We start from the raw sequence: 15,912 nt of genomic DNA, 5'->3' as shown, positions 1-15,912 counted from the left end.
TACCACCACTTGATTATTTTAAATAACACCATGAATTTACAGCACCATTTTCTTATCGCTATGCCATCACTTCAGGATCCTCGCTTCAAACGCTCGGTGATTTACGTCTGCGAGCACAATGAAGACGGTGCCATGGGCCTGGTGATCAATAAACCGGTGGAGCAGTTCACGGTGGAAACGGTGCTGAGCAAACTGAAGATCATGCCACAGGCACGTGATCCGGCGATCAGCCTCGATAAACCGGTGTTTGCCGGTGGCCCGTTAGCAGACGATCGCGGTTTTATCCTGCATACGCCGCGCAAGGGTTTCGGCTCCAGCATTCAGATCTCGCCGGATACCATGATAACCACCTCGAAAGACGTGCTGGAAACGCTGGGCACCCCGGAGCAGCCGGATGACGTGCTGGTCGCGCTCGGTTATGCCGGTTGGGAAAAGGGCCAGTTAGAACAGGAAGTGCTGGAAAACGCCTGGCTGACCATTGAAGCCGACACCGACATTCTGTTCCATACGCCAATCGCCAGCCGCTGGCGTGAAGCCGCCAACCGCCTGGGCATCGACATCTGCAGCATTGCCAACCACGCAGGACACGCCTGATGACCAACCGCACCATTATCGCCTTCGACTTCGGCACCAAGAGCATTGGCGCCGCCATTGGGCAGGAACTGACTGGCAGCGCCCGAGCGCTGGCCGCCTTCAAAGCACAAGACGGTTCCCCGGACTGGCAAAAGATCGAAAAACTGCTCAAAGAGTGGCAGCCGGATCTGGTGGTGGTCGGCCTGCCGCTGAACATGGACGGCACAGAACAATTGGTGACCGAACAAGCACGCAAGTTCGCCAACCGCCTGCACGGCCGTTTTGGCGTACAGATAGCGCTGCATGATGAGCGCCTGAGTACCGTCGAAGCCCGCGCCAACCTGTTCGACCGTGGCGGCTTCCGCGCGTTGGACAAGGGCAGCGTGGACTCCGCCTCGGCGGTGGTTATTCTGGAAAGCTGGTTTGAGCGGCAGCTGGGTTAATCCCTATTCTGAGTGTCTTGCCCTCCACCAAGTAAGCCGGCGCTGATCCTCTGCTGCAGGCCCTGTTCAAAGGTCTGCATGCCGGACTGCCCGCCTGTTTGCAGCACGTTGGCCAACTGATGGGTTTTGCCTTCACGGATCATGCTGCTGACCGCCGCCGTTGCCGTCAGCACCTCAAAAATCGCCACCCTGCCGCCTCCGGGCCGGCTTAACAGCTTTTGTGCAATCACCGCCTGCAGGCTCCCGGCCAGTTGGGCGCGTACATAGGGCTTTTCTTCCGCCGGAAAAACATCCACCAGCCGATCCACCGCCTGCGGCGCACTGCGGGTATGCAGCGTGGCCAGTACCAGGTGGCCGGTTTCTGCAGCGGTCAGAGCAAGGCGGATGGTGGCGGTATCGCGCAACTCACCCAACAGGATCACATCCGGATCCTCACGCAGTGCGGCACGCAATGCGTCGTCAAAACTGTGGCTGTCGCGCCCCAACTCCCGCTGCTGAATCAAACACTGCCTGCTGCGGTGGATAAACTCAATCGGATCTTCCAACGTGAGGATATGCCGCCGCTGGTGCTGATTGATGTCGTCAATCATCGCCGCCAAGGTGGTGGATTTACCGCTACCGGTCGCGCCGCTCACCAGGATCAGGCCGTCTTCACGTCGCACCAACGCAGGGATAATATCTGGCGCCGCCAATGCTGCCAGAGTCGGACATTGGCCCGCTATCAGCCGCAATGCAACGGAGACGCCCAGGTTTTGCAGAAAAAAATTGGCGCGCAACCGGATATCACCCGGCAGCGCAAGTGCCAGATCCAACTGCCCTTGTTGTTGTAACTGCTGTCGTTGTAACGGCTGCAGCACGCCGTTGCACAGCAGTTGCATTCTGGCTTCGCTCAGTATTTCCGCCCCTTCCAGCGGCTGAAGTTCACCATCAATGCGCAACATCGGCCGATGACCGGTACAAAGGTGCAGATCGGAAGCATTATGCTTTACACTAAGGGCCACGAATTCATCGATATCCATATCAATCTCCTGGGTCAACAATGAGCACTATCCAACAGAATCTGCAGGATGTCAGAAACCGCATTGCCGCGGCCGCTCAAGGCTGCGCACGCGCTCCAGAAGAAGTTACGCTGCTTGCAGTAAGCAAAACCAAACCTGTGGCGGCGATCGCAGAAGCCATCGCGGCAGGCCAGCGCGCCTTCGGCGAGAACTATGTTCAGGAAGGGGTGGATAAGGTTCAGCATTTCGCCGCGCAGCCGGAAGGCGCAACGCTGGATTGGCACTTTATCGGCCCGTTGCAATCCAACAAGAGCCGACTGGTGGCAGAGAACTTCGCCTGGTGTCACACCGTCGATCGGCTGCGTATCGCCTCGCGCCTGAATGAGCAGCGCCCGGCGGACATGCCGCCGCTTAACGTTCTGATCCAAATAAATATCAGCGATGAGCAGAGTAAGTCTGGCATTGTACTGGCTGAATTGCCGGCGCTGGCGGAGGCGGTTGCCGCCCTGCCTAACCTCAGACTGCGCGGGCTGATGGCTATTCCAGCCCCGCAGGAGGATTATCAGAGCCAGTTGGCGGTATTCGGCCAAATGCGCGACGCCTTTCTGGCCCTGCAGCAGCAATATCCGCAGGTAGACACCCTGTCGATGGGCATGACCGATGACATGACGGCGGCAATTGCCGCAGGCAGCACCATGGTGCGTATTGGCACCGCCATTTTTGGCGCCCGTGATTATTCACAGGCCTAATATACTGACGAGGGATTCTAATGCAGCATCGCAAGATCACCTTTATTGGCGCCGGCAACATGGCGCGCGCTATCATCGCCGGCCTGGTGGCGGGCGGTTATCCGGCCAAATCCATTAGCGTCTGCGCACCTTCGGCCAAAAACCGTGATGCGCTGGCGGCGGACTACGGCATCGTCAGCAGCAGCGACAATCTGGCCTGCACACAAGCCGCCGATGTGGTGGTGCTGGCAGTCAAACCGCAAATGATGGCCGACGTCTGCCAGCCGTTGCGCGAAGGCGTCGATTTCAGCGCCAAGCTGGTTCTGTCGATCGCCGCCGGTATCCAGGTCAGCCGTTTTTATCAACTGCTGGGTGACAAGCTGAACATCGTGCGCATCATGCCCAATACCCCATCGCTGGTGGGCAAAGGCATGAGCGGCCTGTATGCGCCGCAGCAGGTCAGCCAACAGGACCGCGACTACACCAGCGATTTGATGGCATCAGTCGGCAAGGTGTGTTGGGTGGAAGACGAAAACGGCATTAATAGCGTGATCGCCGCAGCAGGCAGCGCACCGGCTTATTTCTTCCTGTTTATGGAAGCCATGCAACAGGAAGCCGAACGTATGGGCTTCGACAGCCAGACTGCCCGTAATCTGGTGCAGCAGGCGGCCTCCGGCGCGGCTGCGCTGGTGGAAGCCAACCCGGATACGCCATTGTCGACCTTGCGTGAGCAGGTCACCTCCAAAGGCGGCACCACCGCCGAAGCACTGCGCGTTTTCAACGAGCAACAGCTGCCGGCAACCGTGGCCAAAGCCATGCAGGCGGCAGTATCCCGCGCGCAGGAAATGGAAAAATCATTTTAAATAATCGAGAGTTAAGGAGAAGGGCTACTACATGCTAACGCTGACTTTTTTGGTCAAAACCGTTATTGATCTGTACGTCATGGTACTGCTGCTGCGTATCTGGATGCAGTGGACGCGCGCTGACTTTTACAACCCATTCGCGCAGTTTATCGTGAAGATCACCCAGCCGGTAATCGGCCCGCTGCGCCGCATTATCCCATCGATGGGGCCGATCGACAGCGCATCGCTGCTGCTGGCGTTCCTGCTGATGACCATCAAGTACCCGCTGCTGCTGCTGATCCAGGGCGGCGCAATGTCACTCAGCCCGTATAACCTGCTGTTTGGCCTGATCTCGCTGGTGAAGTCGGCCGGTTACCTGATCTTCTGGGTAATGATTATCCGCGCGTTGATGAGTTGGATAAGCCAGGGCCGCAGCCCAATCGACCAGTTGATGTACCAACTGACCGAACCTTTGATGTCCCCTATCCGCCGTATTCTGCCGGCGATGGGCGGCATTGATTTTTCGGCGATGGTGGTGATCCTTATCTTGTATCTGATCAACTACCTGGGCATGGATCTGTTCGGTGAGATCTGGTTCCTGCTGTGAGTGCAGTAACCCCGGTGCTGGACGGGCTGGCGATCAGGCTATATATTCAGCCGAAAGCCAGCCGCGACCAGATTGTCGGTTTGCATGGCGACGAACTTAAAGTCGCCATTACCGCCCCGCCGGTAGACGGCCAGGCCAACGCTCATCTGATCAAGTTTCTCGCCAAACAGTTCAAAGTGGCGAAAGGCAACGTCACCATCGAGAAAGGCGAACTGGGGCGGCATAAACAGTTACGCATCGTTAATCCGCAACAGATCCCCGACGTGGTCGCGGCGCTAATCGAATAAATTTCAAGGTAGTCATCATGCAAAAAGTCGTTCTTGCCACCGGTAACCCGGGCAAAGTACGCGAACTCGCCGACCTGCTGGCCGATTTCGGGCTGAATGTGGTCGCACAAACCGAGCTGGGCGTTGAATCTGCCGAGGAAACCGGCCTGACGTTTATCGAAAACGCCATCCTGAAAGCCCGTCACGCGGCGCAAATCACCGGCCTGCCGGCGATCGCCGACGACTCGGGCCTGGCGGTGGACGCCCTGGGCGGTGCGCCGGGCATCTATTCTGCACGCTACGCGGGCGTTGACGCCTCTGACCGGCAAAACCTCGACAAACTGCTGGTGGCACTGAAAGACATACCGCAAGGCAGCCGTGGCGCTCAGTTCCACTGCGTGCTGGTGTATCTGCGCCACGCCGAAGATCCAACGCCGCTGGTGTTCCACGGCAGCTGGGCCGGTGAAATCACCGACACTGCGGCAGGTGAAGGCGGTTTCGGCTACGATCCGATCTTCTACGTCCCGGAACTGGGCCGCACCGCCGCCGAACTGAGCCGCGACGAAAAACGCGCGATATCGCACCGTGGCAAGGCGCTGAAACTGATGCTGGAAGCCATGCGTAATGCTTAAGTTGCCTCCGCTGAGTTTGTACATCCATATTCCGTGGTGCGTGCAGAAATGCCCGTACTGCGACTTCAACTCACATGCGTTAAAGGGCGAAGTCCCGCATCAGGAATATGTTGATCACCTGCTGGCGGATCTGGATGCCGATCTGCCGCTGGTGGCCGGCCGGGAAGTCAGTACCATTTTTATCGGCGGCGGCACCCCCAGCCTGCTGAGTGCCGAGGCGATGCAATCGCTGCTGGACGGCGTGCGGGCGCGCATTCACGTCGTTGATGGCGCAGAGATCACCATGGAGGCCAACCCCGGCACCGTGGAAGCCGATCGCTTCAGCGGCTATCAGCGGGCCGGAGTGAACCGCATTTCTATCGGGGTGCAGAGCTTCAGCGCCGAGAAGTTAACCCGTCTGGGGCGCATACACGGCCCGGAAGAGGCCAAACGCGCAGCGCATCTGGCCACCGGTCTCGGCCTGCGCAGCTTTAACCTCGATCTTATGCACGGCCTGCCGGACCAGTCGCTGGAAGAGGCGCTGGACGATTTGCGCCAGGCGATTGCCCTGAACCCGCCGCACCTGTCGTGGTATCAGCTGACCATCGAACCCAATACCCTGTTCAGCTCACGCCCGCCGGTACTGCCGGACGACGATGCGCTGTGGGATATTTTCGAACGCGGTCATGAGTTGCTGAGCGCCGCCGGCTACCAGCAATATGAAACCTCGGCCTATGCCAAGCCGGGCTATCAGTGCCAGCACAACCTCAACTACTGGCGCTTTGGCGACTATCTGGGGATTGGCTGTGGCGCACACGGCAAACTGACCTTCAGCGATGGCCGCATTCTGCGCACCGCGAAAACCAAGCATCCGCGCGGTTTTATGCAGGGCAAGTATATGGACAAGCAGCATGAGGTGACGACGGCGGATCGGCCATTCGAGTTCTTTATGAACCGTTTCCGCCTGCTGGAGGCCGCACCGCGCGCCGAGTTCGTCAACTACACCGGGCTGGATGAAAGCACTATCCGCGCCCCGCTGGATGAAGCGCTGGCGAAAGGTTATCTGGAAGAAACGCCGGAATATTGGCAGATCACCGAGAAGGGCAAACTGTTCCTGAACTCGCTGCTGGAGCTGTTCCTGGCGGATGAATAGCAAAAAGCGCTGAATTATCAGCGCTTTTTTTGGTTTCAATCTGGATAGAACTCGTGGGAAAGCACCTGCTGAATATCCCAAATCCCGTTTTCCGGATAAACGTCCAACCCGGTTTCCGTCGTCGCCAGCGCTATCGCCTTGGACCAAACCACATCCAGCCAGTCTGCATCGCCGAGTTTGCTTTTTAAACTGGGTGACTCTTTCAGGCTATAAAGCACCTCTTTACGCTGCGCCTTAATCGTTCTTTCCCAGCTGGTGCCACGACGCGCCGGCTGATACTTCCATTTCAGCAGGTGTGCTATCAGCACCGTCATTCGGCTTGCAAGTTCCCTTTGCTCGCTCTTTCCCACGTCCTCAATCTCCTCGGCGATCTTTTCAACATCGATCTCAGACAATTTTCCGGAGCGCAAAAGAGCAGCCTGTTCATTTGCCCAGGCGACAACATCAGTTTCGTAGCGAGTATGGCTCATAGCGTTCTCCGTAAACACCCATGAATCTGTACATAGTTTAACCAGTCTGTCAGATAACCGTCAGGAGGTCAAAAAACACGCTACCCGCAGTGATTTAGTGTTACTTCAAAGCATTAAGCAGGTCTTTACGCTGAGTTTCCAGACCGGTAACGCGGTTACACACGTCGTGGCCGAAGTTCTGGAAGTCCTGCTCCTGGTTGTTCCATTCGTTCTGAATCGCTTTTTGCAAGCCACCCAGATTGCCCATGATCGCCTGCAACGGATTGCCGCCGCTGTTGGCCGCCTGCTTGACGCCCATCTCGTTCAGGCTGTCCTGCAACACGCCACCCATGCTCTGCTGCACCAGATTACGGCCATCCTGCTCAACCTGATCAATCGCCTTGTGGTGGAAGGTCAGGCCGTCGCTGCGGTGTTCAATAATGCGGTTCATCTGCTGTTTGAGCTGACCATTGAGCGTAGTCAGGCGGTTGCGCACGTTGCTGTCGCTGCCTAATTCCTTGACGATCACCTTATCCAACGCTACACGCGCTTTTTCCAGATGTTGCTGCGCGCCGTTGTCGATCCACGGCAGCTCTTTACGCAGCGCATTCTGGTAGCTGAAGGCCTTTTGCCGCTGGCTGTCAGTCAGGGTCAACGCCTGCCCATTGCGGGTTACATCGCCATCCGCTGAAATCTGCAGGTTGCCGCTGGCTCCTGTCACCTGCACGTTCTGCGGGCTGATAATCACGTCGTCCTGGGGTTTAACGCTGCACTGATACTCGGCATGGGCCTGTGAAGCAGTCAACAGCAGTAAGGCTAACCCGGTTTTCTTTAACATATTTTCTCCTGACTCCCTTCCGTGGTGGGATTAAAAAATCGAACGGCTAATCCGTTGAGACAACAGTTCCAGCGCCGCAGTTCCCGCCAGTGAGTTACCGGAGGCATCCAGCTCTGGCGACCAGACGGCGATCGACAGCTCATCGGGGACGATGGCGACAATACCGCCGCCGACACCGGACTTGCCCGGCATGCCCACGCGATAGGCAAATTCCCCCGCGCCATCGTACATGCCGCTGGTCATCATCAGCGCATTAATCTGGCGCGCCTGCAGCGGGCTGATCACTTCACGTCCGCTCAGGTCACGACCGTGATTGGCCAGGTAGACAAAGCTGCGCGCCAGCTCCAGGCAGCTCATCCGCAACGCACAGTAGTGGAAATAGGTTTGCAGCACGGTAAGCACGTCGTTTTCAAAGTTACCGAACGACTTCATCAGATAGGCGATGGCCGCATTGCGATCGGAGTGTTCAAACTCGGAACGGGCGACCCGCGAATCATAGGCCAGGTCTTCTTCTCCGGCCAGTTGGCGCACCACTTCCAGCATGCGCTGTTTGGGGGCACTGAGCCGGGTTTGCAGCATGTCGCACACCACCAGCGCACCGGGGTTGATAAACGGATTGCGCGGCTTGCCCTGTTCCATCTCCAACTGCAGCAGCGAGTTGAACGGCAGGCCGGAAGGCTCTTTGCCGACCCGCTGCCAGATCTCGTGCTCCTGATAGCGTGTCAGCGCCAGCGTCAGGCTAAGCACCTTGGAGATTGACTGAATAGAGAAGCGCTCGGTGGCGTTACCGGCCTGGAACATTTCACCGTCGACGGTACAAACGGCGATCGCCAGACGATCGGACGCCACTTCCGCCAGCGCCGGAATATAGTCCGCCACCTTGCCCTGGCCAATCAGCGGGCGCACCTGTTGCAGGATCTCTTCCAGCAACGCGTTATCCAATGTAGTTACCACCGCGGTCACACTCCGGACAAAATAAAGGTGCCGTTAAGGCACCTTACAATCAATGAATACAGCGCAAAATCAGGCGGGGAAAATCAGTCCCACCAGATATCGAACAGATCGCTAACCTTAACGTCGGTCAGCTTGCGCGCTTCCAGCCATTTTTTGACCAGTTCACGCTGTTCGTCGGTACAGTGACCGATAGTCTGCAGGCAGATCAAACCTTCCCACTGCAGGTAGCCACTGCCGTCAAACGCCATGCCGTTCGGCTCGATCACTTCGTCGATGAAAGCGTCCAGCGTGCTGTCGATATCTTCAACCGCGGTGCCTTCGGCAAAACGCCATGCTACGGAGAAACCCAGCTCCTGAAACTCTTCAATGTGTAACTTTTTACGTAAACGACGACTGCGGTTCTTAGCCATTATTCTTTCCTCTCAAACATCAAATCCCAAACGCCATGTCCCAGACGCTGGCCGCGTAATTCAAATTTTGTCAGTGGTCGTGAATCCGGACGCGGCACGTAATCATTATCGCTGGAAAGATTACGATAGCCTGAGATCCCGTTCATAACCTCTAACATATGTTCTGCGTAAGGCTGCCAGTCGGTGGCCATATGGAAGACGCCGCCGACTTTCAATTTGCGCCGCACCAGTTCAACAAACGGCGTCTGTACGATGCGACGTTTGTTGTGGCGCGCTTTATGCCACGGATCGGGGAAGAACAGCTGCACCATGTCCAGCGAACCATCCGGGATCATATTCTCCAGCACCTCAACCGCGTCGTGACACATCACGCGCAGGTTGCTCAGTTCCGCTTCGGTAGCGTCGGCCAGGCAGGCGCCCACGCCCGGCGAGTGTACTTCAATCCCCAGGAAATTCTGCTGCGGGTTATGGCCCGCCATGGTCACCAGCGAGGCGCCCATGCCAAAACCGATCTCCAGCACGGTCGGCGCATCGCGCCCAAACAGTGCGGTGATATCGACAGGTTCAGCCTGATACTCCACGCCCATCACCGGCCAATAGTTGTCCAGCGCGTGCTGCTGGCCTTTGGTCAACCGCCCCTGGCGGCGGACAAAACTGCGGATACGGCGCATCGCACGGCCGTTCTCATCAAATTCTGGGGAGATGACGTCATTAATCATAGTGCTTTCTGTCTGTTTGGCTGCCAATTAGGGAAACGCGCATTATGCAAAGATACATTGGTTTAGCAAGTGTTCATCTTGTGTCCCTGCCGTGCGACGTCGGAAAGTTCCGGTTTACAGCATCATGACTCTATGCTGCAATCGCGCTTCATTTTCTGCCGGATATCGAATCTGCTTATGATGCAAGCACAACAGTTCGCACAGGTGGTGCTTGACTGGTACCAGCGTTACGGCCGTAAAACCCTGCCGTGGCAGCTTGATAAAACCGCCTATAAAGTATGGCTCTCCGAGGTCATGTTGCAACAAACTCAGGTTGCCACCGTGATCCCTTACTTTGAACGCTTTATGGCACGTTTTCCCAACGTGCGTGCGCTGGCAGAAGCGCCGCTGGACGAAGTGCTGCACCTGTGGACCGGCCTGGGTTACTACGCCCGTGCTCGCAACCTGCACAAGGCCGCGCAGACTATTGTCGCACAGCACGGCGGCGAGTTCCCGACAACCTTTGAAGAAATCCACGCCCTGCCCGGCATTGGCCGCTCAACGGCCGGTGCGGTACTGTCATTGGCACTCGGCCAGCATTACCCGATCCTCGACGGCAACGTGAAACGCGTGTTGGCTCGCTGCTATGCAGTCGAAGGCTGGCCGGGCAAAAAAGAGGTCGAAAACCGGCTGTGGCAGATCAGTGAAGACGTCACCCCGGCGCAGGGCGTCGGCCAGTTCAATCAGGCGATGATGGACCTGGGGGCGATGGTCTGCACCCGCTCCAAACCCAAGTGCGAGCTGTGCCCGCTCAACCTCGGCTGCATCGCCTATGCCCATCACAGTTGGGCGAAATACCCCGGCAAAAAGCCCAAGCAGACGCTGCCGGAAAAAACCGCCTACTTTTTATTGCTGCAACACGGCGAACGAGCCTGGCTGGAACAGCGCCCGGCCGTCGGCTTATGGGGCGGCCTGTTCTGCTTCCCGCAGTTCGGCGAACGCGAAGAGATGGAACTCTGGCTGCAACAACGCGGTCTGAACAACAATCGCCAACAGCAGTTGACCGCATTTCGTCATACTTTCAGTCATTTCCATCTCGATATCGTGCCGATATGGTTGGAAATGAACGACGCAGCGGCCAGCATGGATGAGGGCGCCGGTCTCTGGTATAACTTGGCGCAGCCGCCATCGGTCGGGCTGGCAGCGCCGGTTGACCGCCTGTTACAACAGTTGGCAAAACAGTCCCCGCGCCAACAGGGTTTATTTGGCGATAGAGCCATTGATGAGGAATTAGCATGAGCAGAACCATTTTTTGTACCTTCCTGCAGCGCGACGCCGAAGGGCAGGATTTCCAGCTTTATCCAGGGGAAGTCGGCAAACGCATCTATAACGAGATCTCGAAGGAAGCCTGGGCAGAATGGATGAAAAAACAAACCATGCTGATCAACGAGAAAAAACTGAACATGATGAACGTTGATGACCGCAAACTGCTGGAAGGAGAGATGATCAAGTTCCTGTTTGAAGGGCACGACGTGCACATCGAAGGCTATACGCCACCAAGCGAATAACGCTGTTGGGGCCAGGCGCTGGCCCTCTTCAACACTTCCCGTATACGGCTTTAAGATGAAGAAAATTTTAGCTCTGCTAGTGATAGCGCCTTTGCTGATTTCCTGTTCCGGCAAAAAAAATACTGAAGTCAACGAAGCCCTGGTCAAAGACACCAACGGCTTTGAGATCCTGATGGGCCAATTCGCCCACAACATCGAGAATATCTGGGGTCTGAACGAAGTTCTGATCGCCGGGCCAAAAGATTACGTTAAATACACCGACCAGTATCAGACTCGTAGCCACATCAACTTTGATTCTGGTGCCATCACCATTGAAACCATCGCCACCACCGATCCTGCCGCCCACCTGCGCCAGGCGATTATCAGCACCTTGCTGATGGGGGACGATCCGGGTTCTATCGATCTGTATTCCGACGTCAACGATATCCAGATCAGTAAAGAGCCGTTCCTGTACGGCCAGGTGCTGGATAACAAAGGCGCACCAATCCGTTGGGAATGGCGTGCGGCGCATTTCGCCGACTATCTGGTGCAGACCAAACTGCAAAAACGCACCTCCGGCCTGCACGTGATTTACTCGGTCACCATTCAACTGGTACCGAACCACCTGGACAAGCGTGCGCATAAATACCTGCCGATGGTCCGCAAGGCGTCCGAGAAGTACGGGGTGGAAGAATCACTGATCCTGGCGATTATGCAGACCGAATCGAGCTTTAACCCCTATGCGGTGAGCGGTTCGGATGCGTTGGGCCTGATGCAGGTGGTACAACACACCGCCGGTAAGGACGTGTTCCAGATGCGTGGCAAATGGGGCAAACCAAGCCGCAGTTACCTGTTCGATCCGGAGAACAACATCGACACCGGTACCGCCTATCTGGCCATTTTGCAGAACAACTATTTGGGCGGCATCCAGAACCCAACCTCGCGTCGCTACGCGGTAATCACCGCCTATAACGGCGGGGCGGGCAGTGTGCTGAGGGTGTTCTCCAGCGACAGAACCCGCGCGGTGAGCATCATCAACGGCATGCAACCGGGCGACGTCTACCAGACGTTGACTACCAAGCATCCGGCCAGTGAATCGCGCCGCTATCTGGTGAAGGTGAACAACGCGCAGAAGAGCTATCGACGCCGTTAATCACCCGGTCAGGGCGGTCTTTCCCGTCGCCCTGACCACCAGCATCCCTAAGCAATACTGTAGCCATTACGGCCAAGCTCCTTGGCGCGGTACAGAGCCTGATCGGCTGCTGCCAGCAGTTGTTCACGGTTCTGTCCCGGCTGCCATTGCGCTACCCCCTGGCTGACCGTCACCCATTGCGCCACCTCAGAAGCCGCATGCGGCATCGCCAGACCCGCAAGCAAACCTTCTATCCTCTTCGCCACCTGCACGGCTTCGCCTGCGTCGGATTTTGGCAGCAGAATAATAAACTCCTCACCACCGTAGCGGGCCACCAGATCCTGCGAACGCCGGGTGGCACTCTCCAGGCAGGTAGCCAAGCGAGTCAGGCACTCATCCCCCTGCTGATGGCCATAATGGTCGTTATATTTTTTGAAAAAATCGACGTCCAGCAGGATCAGGGAAAACGGCGCCTGCAGGGTTGATTCCCGCAACAGAACCGCATCAAAGTAGTTGTCGAAGTAGCGGCGGTTGGCAATGCCGGTCAGCGGATCGCGGTTGGCCAGCTTGCTCAGGCGTTCAATCAGCTGCTTATTTTCCAGCTCGCGCTCGATCGCCAGTTGGAACCACTGCTCCAGCCGGCTCCGCGCCGAATAAATCAAAAACAGCATCAGCGCATAGGAGATCAGGTTCACCAGCGAAAATGCGCTGTTGATGAAGATATTTTCGGCAATCGCCACCAGCAGCACCGGAATGCTGAACAGGAAAAATAGCCGCGGGGACAGATAAAAAGCGATCAGAGAAGAAAACAGCAGGCCGAGGGTTAGCGGGTAAAGCAGATTAATACTGTCGTTGACGATCAGATGGTGAAAAACGCCGCACCAACACAGGGCCAACAACAAAATACAAACCACCCCGCCACGCCAGGCGGCCTGTTCACCTCGGGCGGCCAACTGACGCAACGCAACAAAAGACAGAGCAGACAGCAATACCACGCCGCAGATAGCCGGTGCGCCACGTAACAAAGAAATCAGAGAGTGCTCGCCAAATGCTTGGGCACGCTGAAACAGCAGATAAAGCGCCAGCAGCACATTAACCAATAAGAACCAGTTAAAATTACGTAGCGTCGAACGTCGCTTCTCTCTACCAACCCACTCGAGATTACCCTCTTCTTTCATCATCTTATTCCGCTACTGGACACTTTTACCTAAAGGTAGCGCCAGCACTCGGCTTTGTCATCCCGGACCGGGATGATTTAAAAACGGCCCCTGCGGGCCGCCCAAGACTATTGCTTGATCATATAACCGAAGATACGTTTCCAGCCGTGATCCTTTTTCTCGATATACACGCCCTGCAGCTCCGGCGAGAAGCCCGGCAGCCGGTTGATACCCTCTTCCAGCGCCAGGAAGTAACGCTGCACCGCCCCGCCCCATACTTCCCCCGGCACCACGCACAGCACGCCCGGTGGGTAAGGCAGCGCGCCCTCCGCCGCAATGCGCCCTTCCGCCTGGCCAATCGGCACCAGTTCAACGTTGTCGCGGATAAACTCCACGTTGGCATCCTGTGGGTTCATCATCACCTGCGGGAAATGACGCTGGCGGAACATTTCTTTCTGCAACTGTTTGACGTCAAAGCTGACGTACAGGTCATGCATTTCCTGGCACAATTGGCGAAGGGTATAGCCGCGATAGCGCTGTTCATTCTTGCGATACACCGTTGGCAGCACCACGCTCAGCGGCGCGTCTTCTTCCACATAGCGTTCGAACTGCACCAGCATATCCACCAACTGCTCCATCTTGGCCGGATTTTCCGCCGGGGTCAGCAGGAACAGGATCGAGTTAAGATCGCATTTCTCCGGCACTATGCCGTTCTCACGCAGGAAGTTGGCCAGAATAGTCGCCGGTACGCCAAACTCGGTGTACTGGCCGGTAGCTGCGTCGATACCCGGCGTCGTCAGCAGCAGCTTGCACGGATCGACCAGATACTGATCCTGCGCGTAACCTTCAAAACCGTGCCATTTTTCATCCGGGACAAAGTTGAAGAAACGCGCATCGTTGGCGATCAGATCGGTGTCGTAATCCTGCCAATTTTTACCCGCCACCTGCGGCGGAATAAACGGCCTGAGCTGCGAGCAGCGTTCCAGCAGTTGCTTGCGCGTCTCGATACCCAGCTTCACGCAGTCCAGCCACATGCGGCGACCGGCAGCCCCAGCATGCATCTTGGCGTTAACGTCCAGCGCGGCAAACAGTGGATAGAACGGGCTGGTAGAGGCGTGCAGCATGAAAGCATTGTTAAGGTGCTTGTGGTTGCAGTGGCGCTTCTGGCCCTTGATGTGGTCGTCTTTCTTGTGGATTTGCGAAGTCTGCGAGAAACCGGCCTGTTGTTTATGCACCGACTGAGTAACAAAGATGCCCGGATCTAGCTCATCCAGCTCCAGCAACAGCGGCGAGCACTCTTTCAGCATCGGGATAAAACCTTCGTACCCCACCCAGGCAGAGTCAAACAGAATGTAGTCACACAGGTGGCCGATGGTGTCGATCACCTGACGGGCGTTATAGATGGTGCCGTCGTAGGTACCGAGCTGAATAATCGCCAGGCGGAACGGACGTGCCGCATTGGCCTTTTCAGGCGCCACTTCGCGGATTTGCTCGCGCAGGTAACGCTCATCAAAGCAGCGCGAATCAATGCCGCCGATGAAACCAAACGGGTTACGCGCGGTTTCCAGATAGACCGGCGTTGCCCCGGCCTGGATCAGTGCACCGTGGTGGTTGGACTTGTGGTTGTTGCGATCGAACAACACCAAATCACCCCGGGTCAGCAAAGCATTGGTCACGACCTTATTGGCGGCAGAGGTACCATTAAGCACGAAATAGGTTTTATCGGCGTTGAATACCCGGGCCGCATGCTTTTGCGCATCCTTGGCCGAGCCTTCGTGGATCAATAAATCGCCCAGCTTAACGTCGGCGTTGCACATGTCAGAACGAAAAAGCGTTTCACCGTAGAACTCAAAAAACTTCCGGCCGGCCGGGTGCTTGCGGAAAAACTCGCCGCCCTGATGGCCCGGGCAGGCAAAGGTTGAGTTTTCCATTTCCACATAGGTTTTCAGCGTCTTGAAAAACGGCGGCAGCAGCGCCTGCTCGTAGGCATCGGCGGCGGCTTCGAGCTGTGCCATATAAAACGCCTTGCTGGCGCCTTCCAGCGCAAAAACACCGCTGATCAACGGCAGGTAGTCCGGGGAGAGATGCTCGTCCCCTGCCACCGCCACAAAGGTCGGTATTTCGAACCCGGTCGCTTTGAGCTGCGCCAGATGACCTGCGTTGACGTCATCAACCGACACCACTAACGCGGCCACGTCGGTGTAGTCCGTTTGCTCGATGCGGACGACCTGGCGCAGTGTTTCAATGGTGGCAACCAAACTGGCACTGGTGGCTATTTTCAATTCTTTCATTGTGCTAACTCTCAAACGGTTAAGGATGAGGTGGTGCCACGGGGCACGGTGATGGGATAACAAAAATTATCCCGGCAAATTGATGTCCGGCGTTAGCGCATAAAGCGCAAGCGTGGCCGGCTGACTCTCTTAAGATTATCAGGTAACTATCGGGGACTGGTATCGGCAGCGTCCGATAGACATCAGTAAAAGCAGAGCCGCCGCTCTATTTTTAA

The 15,912-nt window shown here is 56.6% G+C and carries 19 protein-coding genes; 11 read left to right on the top strand and 8 right to left on the bottom strand.

What is annotated here, in order from left to right; translation table 11 throughout:
* The first annotated feature begins 30 nt into the window (after window positions 1–30).
* Together M2406_RS24205 and ruvX are read left to right on the top strand one after the other, a co-directional pair.
* Complete coding sequence (locus tag M2406_RS24205; protein ID WP_012146729.1) at window positions 31–594, top strand: YqgE/AlgH family protein; 564 nt, start codon at window positions 31–33, stop codon at window positions 592–594.
* On the top strand, window positions 594–1,016 hold the full coding sequence (gene ruvX, locus M2406_RS24200; RefSeq protein WP_012146730.1) for a Holliday junction resolvase RuvX: 423 nt from the start codon (window positions 594–596) through the stop codon (window positions 1,014–1,016). The genes M2406_RS24205 and ruvX overlap by 1 nt, the downstream gene beginning before the upstream one ends.
* Here ruvX and M2406_RS24195 read toward each other — a convergent pair.
* Window positions 1,013–2,035: a type IV pilus twitching motility protein PilT gene (locus M2406_RS24195; protein WP_259191711.1), complete on the bottom strand. Its 1,023-nt coding sequence runs from the start codon at window positions 2,033–2,035 to the stop codon at window positions 1,013–1,015. The genes ruvX and M2406_RS24195 overlap by 4 nt on opposite strands.
* 20 nt (window positions 2,036–2,055) lie before the next feature.
* Here M2406_RS24195 and M2406_RS24190 point away from each other — a divergent pair, with 20 nt between their 5' ends.
* Genes M2406_RS24190 through hemW form a run of 6 tightly spaced genes read left to right on the top strand, consistent with a single transcriptional unit; the run spans window position 2,056 to window position 6,221 of the window.
* Complete coding sequence (locus M2406_RS24190; protein ID WP_012146732.1) at window positions 2,056–2,763, top strand: YggS family pyridoxal phosphate-dependent enzyme; 708 nt, start codon at window positions 2,056–2,058, stop codon at window positions 2,761–2,763.
* A gap of 20 nt (window positions 2,764–2,783) precedes the next feature.
* Window positions 2,784–3,605: a pyrroline-5-carboxylate reductase gene (gene proC, locus M2406_RS24185; protein ID WP_115183836.1), complete on the top strand. Its 822-nt coding sequence runs from the start codon at window positions 2,784–2,786 to the stop codon at window positions 3,603–3,605.
* Window positions 3,606–3,636: 31 nt separating this feature from the next.
* A complete protein-coding gene (locus M2406_RS24180) occupies window positions 3,637–4,191 on the top strand; it encodes a YggT family protein (protein ID WP_012146734.1) in 555 nt (184 codons plus the stop codon).
* The gene (yggU, locus tag M2406_RS24175) at window positions 4,188–4,478 is read left to right on the top strand and encodes a DUF167 family protein YggU (protein WP_012146735.1); all 291 of its coding nucleotides are present in this window, start codon (window positions 4,188–4,190) and stop codon (window positions 4,476–4,478) included. The genes M2406_RS24180 and yggU overlap by 4 nt, the downstream gene beginning before the upstream one ends.
* A 17-nt stretch (window positions 4,479–4,495) precedes the next feature.
* Entirely contained in the window at window positions 4,496–5,089 is a 594-nt protein-coding gene (locus tag M2406_RS24170; protein WP_017893965.1) for an XTP/dITP diphosphatase, read from the top strand.
* On the top strand, window positions 5,082–6,221 hold the full coding sequence (hemW, locus tag M2406_RS24165; RefSeq protein WP_012146737.1) for a radical SAM family heme chaperone HemW: 1,140 nt from the start codon (window positions 5,082–5,084) through the stop codon (window positions 6,219–6,221). The genes M2406_RS24170 and hemW overlap by 8 nt, the downstream gene beginning before the upstream one ends.
* Window positions 6,222–6,256: 35 nt before the next feature.
* On the opposite strand, the gene M2406_RS24160 is transcribed toward hemW, so the two are convergent.
* The 5 genes from M2406_RS24160 to trmB form a co-directional block, all read right to left on the bottom strand.
* A complete protein-coding gene (locus M2406_RS24160; RefSeq protein ID WP_012146738.1) occupies window positions 6,257–6,691 on the bottom strand; it encodes a DUF29 domain-containing protein in 435 nt (144 codons plus the stop codon).
* A 100-nt stretch (window positions 6,692–6,791) separates the two neighbouring features.
* A complete protein-coding gene (locus tag M2406_RS24155) occupies window positions 6,792–7,508 on the bottom strand; it encodes a DUF2884 domain-containing protein (protein WP_129936128.1) in 717 nt (238 codons plus the stop codon).
* Between the two features lie 30 nt (window positions 7,509–7,538).
* A complete protein-coding gene (glsB, locus tag M2406_RS24150) occupies window positions 7,539–8,462 on the bottom strand; it encodes a glutaminase B (protein WP_026142524.1) in 924 nt (307 codons plus the stop codon).
* 83 nt (window positions 8,463–8,545) lie between these two features.
* The gene (locus M2406_RS24145) at window positions 8,546–8,872 is read right to left on the bottom strand and encodes a YggL family protein (RefSeq protein WP_020828611.1); all 327 of its coding nucleotides are present in this window, start codon (window positions 8,870–8,872) and stop codon (window positions 8,546–8,548) included.
* Window positions 8,872–9,591, bottom strand: a complete 720-nt coding sequence (gene trmB / locus M2406_RS24140) for a tRNA (guanosine(46)-N7)-methyltransferase TrmB (protein WP_012146744.1) — start codon at window positions 9,589–9,591, stop codon at window positions 8,872–8,874. The genes M2406_RS24145 and trmB overlap by 1 nt, the downstream gene beginning before the upstream one ends.
* 177 nt (window positions 9,592–9,768) lie before the next feature.
* On the opposite strand from trmB, the gene mutY reads away from it, so the two are divergent.
* The 3 genes from mutY to mltC are packed head-to-tail and all read left to right on the top strand — an operon-like array spanning window position 9,769 to window position 12,270.
* Window positions 9,769–10,869 carry an A/G-specific adenine glycosylase gene (gene mutY, locus M2406_RS24135; RefSeq protein WP_375189088.1) on the top strand — a complete coding sequence of 367 codons (1,101 nt, stop codon included), beginning with the start codon at window positions 9,769–9,771 and terminating at the stop codon, window positions 10,867–10,869.
* Window positions 10,866–11,138 carry an oxidative damage protection protein gene (locus tag M2406_RS24130; RefSeq protein ID WP_012146746.1) on the top strand — a complete coding sequence of 91 codons (273 nt, stop codon included), beginning with the start codon at window positions 10,866–10,868 and terminating at the stop codon, window positions 11,136–11,138. The genes mutY and M2406_RS24130 overlap by 4 nt, the downstream gene beginning before the upstream one ends.
* Window positions 11,139–11,193: 55 nt before the next feature.
* On the top strand, window positions 11,194–12,270 hold the full coding sequence (gene mltC / locus M2406_RS24125) for a membrane-bound lytic murein transglycosylase MltC (RefSeq protein ID WP_112364225.1): 1,077 nt from the start codon (window positions 11,194–11,196) through the stop codon (window positions 12,268–12,270).
* A gap of 47 nt (window positions 12,271–12,317) precedes the next feature.
* Here the strand turns inward: mltC and M2406_RS24120 are convergent, their stop codons facing one another.
* The gene (locus tag M2406_RS24120; RefSeq protein ID WP_259191704.1) at window positions 12,318–13,430 is read right to left on the bottom strand and encodes a GGDEF domain-containing protein; all 1,113 of its coding nucleotides are present in this window, start codon (window positions 13,428–13,430) and stop codon (window positions 12,318–12,320) included.
* 104 nt (window positions 13,431–13,534) lie between these two features.
* On the bottom strand, window positions 13,535–15,697 hold the full coding sequence (gene speF / locus M2406_RS24115; RefSeq protein WP_012146749.1) for an ornithine decarboxylase SpeF: 2,163 nt from the start codon (window positions 15,695–15,697) through the stop codon (window positions 13,535–13,537).
* Between the last annotated feature and the right edge of the window lie 215 nt (window positions 15,698–15,912).

The sequence above is a fragment of the Serratia sp. BIGb0163 genome (assembly GCF_024809935.1).
Classification (GTDB): domain Bacteria; phylum Pseudomonadota; class Gammaproteobacteria; order Enterobacterales; family Enterobacteriaceae; genus Serratia; species Serratia quinivorans.
The sequence above is the reverse complement of the archived record's forward strand: the minus strand, read 5'-3'. Positions and strand labels throughout refer to the sequence as shown.